The 565-nt window shown below is 65.7% G+C and carries 1 protein-coding gene; it reads right to left on the reverse strand.

The features are described from left to right. A partial coding sequence (locus EET67_RS25410) for a formate--tetrahydrofolate ligase (RefSeq protein ID WP_128628929.1) occupies positions 1 to 565 on the reverse strand: 565 nt, incomplete at both ends.

The raw sequence follows: 565 nt of genomic DNA on the forward strand, positions 1-565 counted from the left end.
CCGCCATGCACGAAGGCCGGGTTGTTCTCCAGCGTCTGCACCAGATTGGGCTGCAGCGCATCCTTGAGCAGCACCGTCATGGCGCCATTGGCCTTGAGGTCGCGGGCAAAGACTGGGGTCTTGTCGCGGCGATAGGCCACGATGATGTCGCCGAGGCGCTTTTCCAGGTCGCGCAGGTCGCGCGCCAGGCACAGGATCGCCATCACTTCGGAGGCCACCGTGATGTCGAAGCCGGCCTCGCGCGGATAGCCATTGGCAACCCCGCCGAGTGAGCAGGTGATCTGGCGCAGCGCCCGGTCGTTCATGTCCATGACGCGGCGCCAGGTGACCCGGCGGGTGTCGATGCCGAGTTCGTTGCCCCAGTAGATGTGGTTGTCGATCAGCGCCGACAAAAGGTTGTGGGCGCTGGTGATGGCGTGGAAGTCGCCGGTGAAGTGCAGGTTCATGTCGTCCATCGGCACGACCTGGGCCAGGCCGCCGCCGGCCGCACCGCCCTTCATGCCGAAGTTCGGTCCGAGCGAGGCCTCGCGGATGCAGATGATCGCCTTCCTGCCGATGCGGTTCA

It is taken from the genome of Borborobacter arsenicus (assembly GCF_003934165.1).
Taxonomy (GTDB): Bacteria; Pseudomonadota; Alphaproteobacteria; order Rhizobiales; family Rhizobiaceae; genus Pseudaminobacter; species Pseudaminobacter arsenicus.